The 12,651-nt window shown below is 71.2% G+C and carries 10 protein-coding genes and 1 rRNA gene; 10 read left to right on the top strand and 1 reads right to left on the bottom strand.

The genetic code is table 11. The features are described 5' to 3' along the window. Positions 1 to 1,201, bottom strand: a 1,201-nt coding sequence (locus tag AB0O00_RS18205) for a PucR family transcriptional regulator ligand-binding domain-containing protein (RefSeq protein WP_363652914.1), incomplete at its 3' end; no start/stop codon positions are given. Between the two features lie 259 nt (positions 1,202 to 1,460). Between AB0O00_RS18205 and AB0O00_RS18200 the strand changes: the two genes are divergently transcribed. The 10 genes from AB0O00_RS18200 to AB0O00_RS18155 all read left to right on the top strand — a co-directional run. Then, positions 1,461 to 2,972 carry a gamma-aminobutyraldehyde dehydrogenase gene (locus AB0O00_RS18200; RefSeq protein WP_363652912.1) on the top strand — a complete coding sequence of 504 codons (1,512 nt, stop codon included), beginning with the start codon at positions 1,461 to 1,463 and terminating at the stop codon, positions 2,970 to 2,972. Between the two features lie 55 nt (positions 2,973 to 3,027). Then, positions 3,028 to 4,287, top strand: coding sequence for an extracellular solute-binding protein (locus AB0O00_RS18195; RefSeq protein WP_363652910.1), 1,260 nt, complete (start codon positions 3,028 to 3,030; stop codon positions 4,285 to 4,287). Between the two features lie 43 nt (positions 4,288 to 4,330). Further along, positions 4,331 to 5,470: an ABC transporter ATP-binding protein gene (locus AB0O00_RS18190; protein ID WP_363652908.1), complete on the top strand. Its 1,140-nt coding sequence runs from the start codon at positions 4,331 to 4,333 to the stop codon at positions 5,468 to 5,470. After that, a complete protein-coding gene (locus tag AB0O00_RS18185) occupies positions 5,467 to 6,387 on the top strand; it encodes an ABC transporter permease (protein WP_363652906.1) in 921 nt (306 codons plus the stop codon). Before AB0O00_RS18190 ends, AB0O00_RS18185 begins: the two co-directional genes overlap by 4 nt. Further along, positions 6,387 to 7,190, top strand: coding sequence for an ABC transporter permease (locus tag AB0O00_RS18180; protein WP_363652904.1), 804 nt, complete (start codon positions 6,387 to 6,389; stop codon positions 7,188 to 7,190). Before AB0O00_RS18185 ends, AB0O00_RS18180 begins: the two co-directional genes overlap by 1 nt. A gap of 86 nt (positions 7,191 to 7,276) precedes the next feature. Beyond that, positions 7,277 to 8,671, top strand: a complete 1,395-nt coding sequence (locus AB0O00_RS18175; RefSeq protein WP_363652902.1) for an FAD-dependent oxidoreductase — start codon at positions 7,277 to 7,279, stop codon at positions 8,669 to 8,671. Positions 8,672 to 8,812: 141 nt separating this feature from the next. Continuing rightward, complete coding sequence (locus tag AB0O00_RS18170; protein ID WP_363652900.1) at positions 8,813 to 9,244, top strand: hypothetical protein; 432 nt, start codon at positions 8,813 to 8,815, stop codon at positions 9,242 to 9,244. An 87-nt stretch (positions 9,245 to 9,331) separates the two neighbouring features. Continuing rightward, positions 9,332 to 10,159: a hypothetical protein gene (locus AB0O00_RS18165; RefSeq protein WP_363652898.1), complete on the top strand. Its 828-nt coding sequence runs from the start codon at positions 9,332 to 9,334 to the stop codon at positions 10,157 to 10,159. Positions 10,160 to 10,391: 232 nt separating this feature from the next. Next, entirely contained in the window at positions 10,392 to 11,915 is a 1,524-nt protein-coding gene (locus AB0O00_RS18160) for a CoA-acylating methylmalonate-semialdehyde dehydrogenase (RefSeq protein ID WP_363652896.1), read from the top strand. A gap of 643 nt (positions 11,916 to 12,558) precedes the next feature. Further along, positions 12,559 to 12,651, top strand: a 16S ribosomal RNA gene (locus AB0O00_RS18155); the annotation flags it as partial.

Genomic DNA, 12,651 nt, shown 5'->3' with positions numbered 1-12,651 from the left:
AAATCCGGCGCAGCGCGGCCCAGAAGGAGACCAGCGCGGCGTGCACGTCCTGCATGGCACCGAGCGCGAACAGGACGCCGACCCCCTCGTCGTCCAGCGCGCCGACCAGCGCGGACAGCCGGCAGGCCCGGACGGCGCCGGCGGCCAGCTCGGTGAAGTCGCGCAGCCTGGCCTGCGCCTCCAGGGCGGCCGGGATGGGCCCGCGCCGCTGCCGCAGCACGACGCCGACCAGCCGGCGGCCCTCCAGCGGGACGCCGAGCGCCTGGGCGCGCAGGGCCGCCTCGGAGACGGTGAGCGCGTGGGTGAGGATGCCGGACAGCAGGGTGCGGTGGGTCTGCCGCTCCAGGCTCTCGCGGTCGCGCACCACGAGCCGGTTGAGCGCGAGGGCGGAGGCGCCGCGCTCCAGCAGCATGGCGTGCGGGTGCGCCTCGCCCTCGGGCAGTTCGCCGGGCTCCTGGACGAGCACCAGCCGGCCCCAGTCCTGGCCGCGGGCGCCGACCGTGGTCACCAGCCAGCCGCTGCGCGGGTCGTGGCCGGTGCGGCCGGGCGGGCGGACCCCGCGCGAGCGGCGCTCCCAGTCCTCCAGCAGTTCGGCCTCCGGGCGTCCGGCGGCGTCGTGGGCCAGCACCTGGTGGGCGAGGTTCTCCAGGACGACGGGCGCGCCGGCGATCCGCGCCACCTGGCGGATCACCTCGGGGGGTTCGGCGCCCTCGACGACCAGTTCGTTGAACACCTGGTGGACGGCCTCGGAGGCGCGCAGCTGGTCGAGCTGGGCGTTGACGACCAGCGCGTGGACGGCTTCGGTGACGGCGACGAAGCGCAGCTCGCGGCGGAGCGCGATGAGCGGCAGGCCGCGTTGCTCGGCGGCGTGCACCAGGGCGCGCGGGAGCGTGTCGAAGTAGCGCCGGCCGTACTCGATGACCAGCCCGGCGACGCCGACGTCGGCCAGCTCGCGGACGTAGCGGGCGAGCCCGTCGCGGTCCTCGGGCAGTGCGATGCCGGTGGTCAGCACCAGCTCGCCGCCGCGCAGCATCCCGGCGACGTCGGGCAGCTCGCTGACGTGGACCCAGCGGACCGGCCGCTCCAGGTGGTCGGCGCCGGCGACGACCTGGGGCAGGCCGCGCCGCATCACCTCGAGGTCGAGCACGCGGGCGACGGTGGGGAGCATCGCGCGGGCCTCCAGGGTTCCTCGGGGATCCACAGTGGGATCCACAGTGTCAGGTAAATCATCCCGCTCACGACGAACTGTTGGGCTGTTCGGCACCTTGCAGGTTGTAAGGCCCTTCGTGCCGAGACTGCCGGAGTGACCCTTGTCACGCCGTCGCGGCAGCGGGCATGGTCAGCGGGTCGGCTGTGGCGAAGATCCGATCACGGAATCCGTCGCGTCAGCAGGCGAGAGGCAGTGGAATGCCCTGCCCGGGGAACGTCGCACTGCCGGAATCGGCACCTGGAGGAACCACATGGACCTGACCGACTTCGGCGCCGGTGCGCAGTACATCGCGGGCCGGCAGCGCCGGGGGAGCGGCGAACCCTTCCAGGTCGTCAACCCCGCGGACGGCAGCGTCGTCGAACAGGTCGCCCTGGCCTCCACCGCGGAGGTCGACGCCGCGGTGGCCGCCGCCAGGGCCGCGCTCCCCGGCTGGGCCGCCGCGACCCCCGGCGCCCGCTCGGAGGCGCTGAACCGGCTCGCCGCCGTCCTCACCCGGGCCGCCGCCGACCTCGCCCGGGTGGAGACCGCGCAGACCGGCAAGCCCGTCAAACTGGCCACCGATTTCGACGTGCCCGGCACCATCGACAACACCGCCTTCTTCGCCGGGGCCGCGCGCAACCTGGAGGGCAAGGCGGCGGGCGAGTACTCCGGCGACCACACCTCGTACGTGCGGCGCGAGCCGGTCGGCGTCGTCGGCTCGATCTCGCCGTGGAACTACCCGCTGCAGATGGCCGCCTGGAAGGTCCTCCCGGCGATCGCGGCCGGCAACACGATCGTGCTCAAGCCGGCCGAGCTCACGCCGCTGACCTCGCTGATGTTCGCGAAGGCCTGCGCCGAGGCCGGCATCCCCGACGGCGTCGTCAACGTCGTCACCGGCGCCGGGCGCACGGCCGGCGAGCACCTCGTCTCCCACCCGGACGTCGCGATGGTGTCCTTCACCGGCTCCACCGCGGTCGGGCGCAGGGTCGCCGAACTCGCCGTCGCGGGCGTCAAGCGCACCCACCTCGAACTCGGCGGCAAGGCCCCGTTCGTGGTCTTCGACGACGCCGACCTCGACGCCGCGGTGCACGGCGCGGTCGCCGCGTCGCTGATCAACGGCGGCCAGGACTGCACCGCCGCCACCCGGGCGTACGTCCAGCGCCCGCTGTACGACGCCTTCGTGGCCGGCGTCGCCGAGCTGTACGCCGCCGTCCGCGTCGGCGACCCGCTGAACCCCCGCACCGACCTCGGCCCGCTGGTCTCGTACACCCACCGGGACCGCGTGGCCGGCTTCGTCGAGCGCGCCCGCGCGTACGCCACCGTCGTCGCCGGCGGCCGGATCCCCGCGAAGGGCCACGACGGCACCGACCTCACCCGCGGCGCCTACTACCCGCCGACCCTGATCACCGGCGCCGCCCAGGACAGCGAGGTCGTGCAGGGCGAGGTCTTCGGCCCGGTGCTCGTCGTGCTGCCCTTCGACACCGACGACGAGGGCCTGCGGCTGGCCAACGACACCCCCTACGGCCTGGCCGCGTCCGCCTGGACCACCAACGTCCACCGCTCGCTGCGCGCCACCCGGGAGATCGCCGCCGGGTGCGTGTGGGTGAACGACCACATCCCGATCATCAGCGAGATGCCGCACGGCGGTTACAAGGCCTCCGGCTACGGCAAGGACATGTCCCAGTACTCGCTGGACGAGTACACCCAGGTCAAGCACGTCATGTTCGACACCACCGCGGTGGCCCGCAAGGACTGGCACCGCACCGTCTTCGGCGACAGATGACCCCCGGCCGGCGGGTGCCCCCCACACCCCCGACTTCCCCCAGGAGGCCCGTTCCATGGCGTTCAAGGCGTTCAACGAGCTCACCGACGGTCTGCCCGAACCGGTCCGCAGGGCCTGGGAACGCAGCCTGACCAGCGGCAGGGCCGCGATCGGCCGGCGCACCCTGCTGCGCGCCGCCGCGCTGACCACCGGGGCCGGCACCCTGGCCGCCTGCGGCATCCCGGCGGCCCCCAGGGTGAGCGGCGATTCGAGCGCCAACGCCGCCGAGGACCACTCGGCCGGCGAGAAGGAGGTCGTCTTCTCCAACTGGCCGCTGTACGTGGACACCGACGAGAAGGACAAGCAGAAGCACGGCACGCTCGACGCCTTCACCGCGGCCACCGGGATCACGGTCAAGTACACCGAGGACGTCAACGACAACGTCGAGTTCTTCGGCAAGATCAAGCCGCAGCTGGCGTCCGGCCAGGACACCGGCCGTGACCTGGTGGTGCTCACCGACTGGATGTGCGGACGGCTGATCCGGCTCGGCTGGGCGCAGAAGCTGGACCCGGCGAACGTCACCACCGCGATCACCAACGTCGACGCGCGCTTCCGCGCCCCCGACTGGGACCCGGGGCGGCTCTACACCTACCCGTGGGCCGGCATCCAGGTCGTCGTCGCCTACAACAAGAAGGCCACCAAGGGGAAGGAGGTCACGAGCGTCTCCCAGCTGCTCGACGACCCGGAGCTCAAGGGCCGGGTGACCTTCCTGTCCGAGATGCGCGACACCATCGGGATGGTTCTGCTCGACATGGGCAAGGATCCGGCGAAGTTCACCGCCGACGACTACGCCGCCGCGATCGCCCGGCTGCAGAAGGGCGTCGACAACAAGCAGATCCGCCGTTTCACCGGCAACGACTACGGCCAGGAGCTCTCCTCCGGCGACATCGCCGCGTGCGTCGCGTGGGGCGGCGACCTGATCCAACTCCGCGCCGACAACCCGGACATCGAGTTCGTCGTCCCCGAGAAGGGCTACATCGCCTCGACCGACAACCTGCTGGTCCCGGCGCGGGCGCGGCACAAGGCGAACGCGGAAAAGCTGATCGACTTCTACTATCAGCCCAAGATCGCGGCGCAGCTGGTCGCGGGCATCGGCTACGTCTCGGCCGTCACCGGGATGAAGGAGGAGCTCGCCACGCTCGCCCCGGACAGCGCGGCCAACCCGCTGGTCGTCCCCACCCCCGAGATGGCGACGAAAGCGCACGTGTTCCGCACCCTGACCGAGAGCGAGGAGAGCGGCTTCGAGGAGAAGTTCTCCAAGCTCATCGGTGCCTGACCAGCCCCAGGCCGAGACCGCAGAAACCAGGAAGACACCCCAGATGACAGACCAGCAGCGCGAAGCGGCCGGCGGCGACGTCCGCCTCACCGGCATCGGCAAGACCTACGGCTCCTTCACCGCCGTCCACCCGCTCGACCTGACCGTGCCCCAGGGCTCCTTCTTCGCCCTGCTCGGCGCCTCCGGCTGCGGCAAGACCACCACCCTGCGCATGATCGCCGGGCTGGAGGAGCCCACCTCCGGCACCGTCCTGATCGGCGGCCAGGACGTCACCGCCCTGCCCCCGTACAAGCGGCCGGTCAACACGGTCTTCCAGAGCTACGCGCTCTTCCCGCACCTCGACATCTTCGAGAACGTCGCCTTCGGCCTGCGCCGCCGCGGGAAGAAGGACGTCAAACGGCAGGTCGACGAGATGCTCGAACTCGTCGAACTCGGCCCGTACGCGCGCCGCAAGCCGCACCAGCTCTCCGGCGGCCAGCAGCAGCGCGTCGCCGTCGCCCGCGCCCTGATCAACCACCCGCAGGTGCTGCTCCTCGACGAGCCGCTCGGCGCCCTCGACCTCAAGCTCCGCCGCCAGATGCAGCTGGAGCTCAAGCGGATCCAGACCGAGGTCGGCATCACCTTCGTCCACGTCACCCACGACCAGGAGGAGGCCATGACGATGGCCGACACCATCGCGGTGATGAACGGCGGCCGGGTCGAGCAACTCGGCGCCCCCGCCGACCTGTACGAGAACCCCGCCACCACCTTCGTGGCCAACTTCCTCGGGCAGTCCAACCTGCTGCCCGCCGAAGTGACCGGCGGCGAGGGCGACGACCTGCTGCTCACCGTGGCGGGCGCCAGGCTCGCCGTGCCGAAGGCGCGCTGCTCCACCGCGGCCCGGCAGGTCCACCTCGGCGTGCGGCCCGAGAAGATCACCATCGAGCACGGCCCGGCCGAGGTCGCCGACGGCCGCAACCGGCTGACCGGCACCGTCCTCGACTCCAGCTTCATCGGCGTCTCCACCCAGTACGTCGTGCGCACCGACGGCGGCCAGGAGGTGACGGTCTTCGAGCAGAACATGGAGCGCGACGCCCGGATCGTCCCCGGCGCCCCCGTCGTCCTGCACTGGAACCCGGCCCACTCCTTCGCCCTGGACGCCGCGCAGGCGATCGACGCGGGCACCGCGGAGGAGGCCGCGTGACCGCCGCCGCCCCGGCCGCCGCGCTCCCGTTGGAGGATCCGGCGCCGAAGCCGAAGCGCAAGCTCACCCCGTACTGGCTGCTGCTGCCCGGCATCGCCTGGCTGGTCGTCTTCTTCGCCGTGCCGATGGTCTACCAGGCGTCCACCTCGCTGCAGACCGGCTCGCTCGAAGCGGGCTTCAAGGTCACCTGGCACGTCTCGACGTACTGGGACGCCCTGGTCGAGTACAAGTGGCACTTCGTCCGCTCGTTCTCCTACGCCGCCGTCGCGACCGTGCTCTGCCTGGTCATCGGCTACCCGCTCGCCTACACGATCGCGTTCAAGGCGAGCCGGCGGTGGCGCAACGTCATCCTGATCCTGGTGATCGCGCCGTTCTTCACCAGCTTCCTGATCCGCACGCTCGCCTGGAAGACGATCCTGTCCGACGGAGGGCCGGTCGTCGGCGCGCTGAACACGCTGCACGTCCTGGACGTCACCAACGCGCTCGGACTCACCTCCGGCGACCGGGTGCTGGCCACGCCGCTCGCCGTGGTCTGCGGCCTGACCTACAACTTCCTGCCGTTCATGATCCTCCCGCTGTACACCTCGCTGGAGCGGATCGACCCGCGCCTGCACGAGGCCGCCGGCGACCTCTACGCCCGGCCGTTCACCACCTTCCGCAAGGTGACCTTCCCGATCTCGCTGCCCGGCGTCGTCGCGGGCACGCTGCTCACCTTCATCCCGGCGTCCGGCGACTACATCAACGCGCAGCTGCTGGGATCACCGAGCGAACAGATGGTCGGCAACGGCATCCAGAAGCAGTTCCTGAACGTGCTCGACTACCCGACGGCCGCCGCGCTGAGCTTCATCCTGATGGCGCTGATCCTGGTCATGGTGACGGTCTACATGCGCAAGGCCGGGACGGAGGAACTGGTCTGATGTCCCGCATCTTCAAGTGGATCCGCGCCCACCTGGTCGTGCTGGCCGGGCTGGCGGCCCTCGCCTACCTGGTGCTGCCGAACCTCGTGGTGCTCGCGTTCTCGTTCAACAAGCCGGCGGGCAAGTTCAACTACGAGTGGAACGCGTTCTCCACCGACGCCTGGACCAACCCCTGCGGTGTGGCCGACATGTGCCAGTCGCTCTCGCTCAGCCTGCGGATCGCGGTGCTCGCGACGATCGGCGCGACCGTGCTCGGCACCATGGTGGCCTTCGCCCTGGCCCGTTACCGCTTCCGTGGCCGCGCCGCCACCACGGCGATGATCTTCCTGCCGATGGCCATGCCCGAGGTCGTCATGGCCGCCTCGCTCGGCACCCTGTTCCTCAACATGCGCATCCCGTTCGGCTTCACCACCATCCTGATCGCGCACGTCATGTTCTGCCTCAGCTTCGTGGTGACGGCGGTCAAGGCGCGCGTGATGAGCATGGACCCGCGGCTCGAACAGGCCGCCCAGGACCTCTACGCGACCCCCGTCCAGACCTTCCTGCGGGTCACCCTGCCGCTGGCCGCCCCCGGCATCGCGGCGGGCGCGCTGCTCAGCTTCGCGCTCTCCTTCGACGACTTCATCATCACCCAGTTCAACTCGGGCCCGACCACCGTCACCTTCCCGATGTTCGTCTGGGGCGCCTCGCAGCGCGGCATCCCGGTGCAGGTGAACGTCATCGGCACCGCGATGTTCATCGCCGCCGTCGCGCTGACCGTCGTCGGCCAGTGGCTCGGCAACCGCCGGAAGGCCACCGCCTGACGGGGGAAGGGCCACCGCCTGACGTAGGTTCGGACCGCGGTGGCCCGTCAAACCGTCACCTATCCGTAGAAAGTGGCTGATAATGCATGGATCCCGCCCGCGCACTCGGTGACGCCAGGCCCACCCCCTTCTGGCTGGAGGACCCCGGTCGGCCCGCGGCGCAGCCCGCCCTGGTCGGCGACACCGTCTGCGACCTGCTGGTCGTCGGCGGCGGCTACTCCGGCCTGTGGACCGCGCTCATCGCCAAGGAGCGGGACCCCTCGCTGGACGTCGTCCTGGTCGAGGGGCACGAGGTCGGGTGGGCCGCGTCCGGGCGCAACGGCGGGTTCTGCGCGGCCAGCCTCACCCACGGCTTCGGCAACGGCCTGCAGCGCTGGCCCGCCGAACTCGCCCAGCTGGAACGCCTCGGCGCCGCCAACCTCGACGCCATCGAGGACACCCTCAAGCGCTACGGCATCGACGCCGAGTGGGAGCGCACCGGCGAGATCGACATCGCCACCCAGCCCCACCAGGTCGAGGAACTGCACGAGATCGCCGAGGCCGTGCGCGCGTACGGCCTCGACCTCACCGTCCTCGACGCCGACGCGCTGCGCACCGAGGTGAACTCGCCGACCTTCCTCGGCGGGCTCTGGGACCGCGAAGGCGTGGCCATGGTCCACCCCGCCAAGCTCGCCTGGGGCCTCAAGGCGGCCTGCCTCGGCCAGGGCGTGCGGATCTTCGAGCACACCCGCGCCACCGGCCTGCGCGAGTACGGCGGCGGCACGGCCGTCCGCACCCCGTACGGCCGAGTGTTCGCGCGCCGGGTCGCGCTCGGCACCAACGCGTTCCCGTCGCTGGTCAAGCGCGTGCGCCCGTACATCGTCCCGGTGTACGACTACGCGCTGATGACCGAGCCGCTCAGCGCGGAACAACTCGCCGCGATCGGCTGGCGCGGACGCCAAGGGCTCGGCGACAGCGCCAACAAGTTCCACTACTTCCGGCTCTCCGCCGACAACCGCATCCTGTGGGGCGGCTACGACGCGGTCTACCACTACGGCGGTCACGTCCGGCACGAGTACGACCAGCGGCCGGAGACCTTCCGGACCCTGGCGCACAACTTCTTCCGCTGCTTCCCCCAACTGGAAGGACTGCGCTTCACGAACGCGTGGGGCGGCGCCATCGACACCTGCAGCCGGTTCTCGGCGTTCTTCGACACCGCGTACGGCGGCCGGGTCGCCTACGCGGCCGGCTACACCGGGCTCGGCGTCGGGGCCACCCGCTTCGGCGCCGAGGTGATGCTCGACCTGCTCGCGGGCGAGCGCACCGAACGCACCGCGCTGGAGATGGTGCGCCGCAAGCCGCTGCCGTTCCCGCCCGAGCCGGTCCGCTGGGCCGGCATCGAGATCACCACCCGCTCGCTGGAGCGCGCCGACCGCAACGGCGGACACCGCAACCTGTGGCTGCGCACATTGGACCGTCTGGGGCTCGGTTTCGACAGCTGAGCCCGACCGGAGCCGACATCCACGGTTTTCCGTCCGAGTCGGTGTAAGAGAGACCCGCCGTCCCCCTCTCCTTGGTGACGGCGGGCCTCGGTATCCCCGCCGCGCCCTGAACAGTACGAGCGGCACGAAGCGGGGACAGACATGGAGAGCACCGGACTGCACTGGCTCGCCCAGGCGGCACCCGACCCGGAGGGCTTCCGGGCGCAGTGGGAACGCACCGGACTGGGCCTGATGCTGCTGCCCGCCGGCCGCCGCTGGGACGTCCTGTCCGTCCCGGGGCGGCTCGGGCACCCGGCCCTGGACATCCTGGACGGCGGCTCCTGCGGGCCGGCCCTCGCCGACTTCGGGGACGAGCACGTCAGCTTCCTCGTCCCGGTCGGCACGGCCGCCCGCTGGGTCGGCACCGGCGTGCGGTGTGCGGGGGAGGGCACCTGGATCGTCGTCCCGCACCCCGAGCGCAGCAGCCGGGGGGTGCGCTGGCTGGTGCCGCCCGACGGGTCCGGACGGCTCAACGACCCGGTGCTGCTGGAGCTGGCCCTCCACGAGGCGGCCGCGGGGCTCAGCGACTGGTGACGGGCGCCGCCCAGGCCGGTGGTGTGGGGGGCGGGGGCGCTGTTGGTAGGTGGCGCGGGGGCCGGGCGGTCGCGGCAGACTGGAGGCGTGACCACCGCCCCGGACGCGCTCGACCCCGCCCTCCGGCCGGGCCCGGCCCAGCTGCGCCTCGCCGAACTGGCCGCGCCCGTCTGCGACCGGTACGGGCTCGCGCTGGCCGGCGGCCACGCGCTGCGCGCCCACGGCGTCGCGGCCTGCGACCAGGACGGACTCACCCTGGTGGCCGGCGGCATGGAACGGGGCGACGCCGGGCTGCCGGAGATGGCCGCCGTGCTCGCCGCCGCCTACCGTGCGGCGAGCGGCGAGGCCACCGAGCGGCCCGGAACACCGCGGCTCGAACAGCTCTCCGTCCGGCTCGGGCTCGGCGGGCGGACCCACTCGGTCGAGCTGCGCAAGGAGCCGCTCGCGCACCGGGCGGTGCGGCTCGTGCTGGGCGCGTCCGGTGTGTCGGTGGATCCGCCGGTGTCGGTGGTCCTGCCCGTCGTGGCCCTGGAGGACGCGGCAGCACTGACCACCGCGCTGCTCGTCGACCGGGGCATGCCGCGCGACCTGATCGACGTCCACGCCCTCACCGCCGACTACCGTCCCGGTGAACTCGTGGCGCTGGCGAGCACGTTGGACTCCGACTTCCAGCCCACCGCGCTGGCCGAGCGACTGGAGACGCTGGCCGAGGCGGCCGACGGCCGGTTCCGCGCCAGGGGCTTCGCGGCGGACGCGGTGGACGGGCTGAAGCGGTGGGCGCTGGAGTGGGCCCAGGACCTGCGACTGGACCTGCTGGAGACGCAGGAGGCGGCGGACGGGCTGCACGACCCGTACCTGGAGGACCCGGAGCTGGTCGACACCGCGGACCTGGACGACCTGCCCGACGAGGGCTGAACGGCTCGGCCCACCGATCACGGTTCCCCCGTCCGGCCGAACGACTGGACGACCTGTAAGGCTGAATCCCGGATCCCCGTCAGCCTGTTCGTTGAGACCGGGCCCGTCGGCCACCAGACTGGGTGACGAGCGCGGTAGCCCCGTGATTCCCGTCGCCCGGCCCACTCGCGGGCGGCGCCAGACAAGGGACCGGCGGCAGGACGCCGCCCGGGACTTCGGAGGCAGACGGACCTTGAGCAAGCACATCACCCACTGGATCGGCGGCGAGCCCGTCGCCACCGCCGGCGCGGCCCCCCGTCGCGGCGACCTCTTCGACCCGGCCACCGGCCAGATCACCGGCCAGGTCGACTTCGCCGGGATCGCCGAGGTCGACCAGGCCGTGGCCGCCGCGGCCTCGGCCTTCGCCGACTGGCGCACCGCCTCGATCGCCAAGCGCACCACGGTGCTCTTCGCCTTCCGCGAGCTGCTCAACGCCCGCCGCGACGAGCTGGCCCGGATCATCGTGTCCGAGCACGGCAAGGTCCACTCCGACGCGCTCGGCGAGATCGCCCGCGGCCTGGAGGTCGTCGAGTACGCGTGCGGCATCCCGCAGCTGCTCAAGGGCGGCTTCACCGAGCAGGCGTCCACCGGCATCGATGTCTACTCGATCCGCCAGCCGCTCGGCCCGGTCGCGATCATCTCGCCGTTCAACTTCCCGGCCATGGTGCCGATGTGGTTCTTCCCGCTCGCCATCGCGGCCGGCAACACCGTCGTGGTGAAGCCGTCCGAGAAGGACCCGTCCGCCGCGAACTTCCTCGCCGGGCTGTGGAAGGAGGCCGGGCTGCCGGACGGCGTCTTCAACGTCGTGCACGGCGACAAGGTGGCCGTCGACCGCCTGCTGGAGCACCCGGACATCAAGTCCGTCAGCTTCGTCGGCTCCACCCCGATCGCCCGCTACGTCTACGAGACCGGCACCCGCTACGGCAAGCGCGTGCAGGCCCTCGGCGGCGCCAAGAACCACATGCTGGTCCTGCCGGACGCCGACCTCGACCTCGCCGCCGACGCCGCCGTCAACGCGGGCTTCGGTGCGGCGGGCGAGCGCTGCATGGCCGTGTCCGTCCTGGTCGCGGTCGACCCGGTCGGCGACGAGCTGGTCGACAAGATCAAGCAGCGCATGGCCCGCCTGAAGGTCGGCCCCGGCTGCAACGGCGACTCCGAGATGGGCCCGCTGGTCACCGGCGTGCACCGGGACAAGGTCACGTCCTACGTCGAGTCCGGCCTCGCCGACGGCGCCGAGCTCACGGTGGACGGACGGAAGCACCCGATCACCGCCGAGGACGAGAACGGCGCCCCGACCGCAGACGGCTTCTGGCTCGGCCCCACGCTGTTCGACCGCGTGCAGCCCGGCATGTCCGTCTACAACGACGAGATCTTCGGCCCGATCCTCTCCGTCGTGCGCGTTTCCTCCTACGAGGAGGGCGTCGCCCTGATCAACGCCAACCCGTACGGCAACGGCACCGCCATCTTCACCAACGACGGCGGCGCGGCCCGGCGCTTCCAGTACGAGGTCGAGGTCGGCATGGTCGGCATCAACGTGCCGATCCCGGTCCCGGTCGCCTACTACTCCTTCGGCGGCTGGAAGGCCTCCCTGTTCGGCGACACCCACGCGTACGGCGCGGACGGCGTCCAGTTCTTCACCCGGGGCAAGGCCGTGACGCAGCGCTGGCTCGACCCGTCGCACGGCGGCATCAACCTCGGTTTCCCCACCAACAGCTGAGCTCCCCGCTCCGCAGGACAGCCGGCCGGGCCCTTCCCCCCAGGGCCCGGCCGGCTCTGGTTCGGCACCCCGGCTTCGCACCGCGTTTGCATCGGGCGCCGGGAGCGCGTAGAGTTCTTCGAGTTGCCTGACAGGGAGCACCGGACACGCATCGGCGCGTACGGTCCCGGGGCAGCCAATCCTCTGAAACACCACTTCCCGGTTCGGGCTGGGTCGCGTCTTGTCGCGGCTCGGTGCGTATTCGGCGTGCGCGTTTAATTGGATTGCGTTCGGACTTCGGCCCGATTCGCTTTTCGGAGCGGGGATCGGCTAGAGTTTGAAACGTCGGACGGGGCGTCAAGTCCCGGAAGACACCGGCGAGTTGGATGACGAAGCCCCGGAAAACGGAGCGGAAAACATCTGGTAAGCTGGAAACACGAAAGAACGAAGCGCCCGGAGGGCCCGCTGGAAGGCGGCTCGAAGGAAGCGTCCGTTCCTTGAGAACTCAACAGCGTGCCAAAAGTCAACGCCAGATATGTTGACATCCCCGGCCTCGATCGCTTGATCGGGGTTGGAGATTCCTTTTGAAATAAACACTAGCGAGGACGCAGTGCGCGGGGCCGCCCTATTCCGGTGGTTGCCGTGCCGCTCTTTCGTGAAAGCATTCACGGAGAGTTTGATCCTGGCTCAGGACGAACGCTGGCGGCGTGCTTAACACATGCAAGTCGAACGGTGAAGCCCTTCGGGGTGGATCAGT

Source organism: Kitasatospora sp. NPDC093558 (genome assembly GCF_040683475.1).
Lineage (GTDB): Bacteria > Actinomycetota > Actinomycetes > Streptomycetales > Streptomycetaceae > Kitasatospora.
The sequence above is the reverse complement of the archived record's forward strand: the minus strand, read 5'-3'. Positions and strand labels throughout refer to the sequence as shown.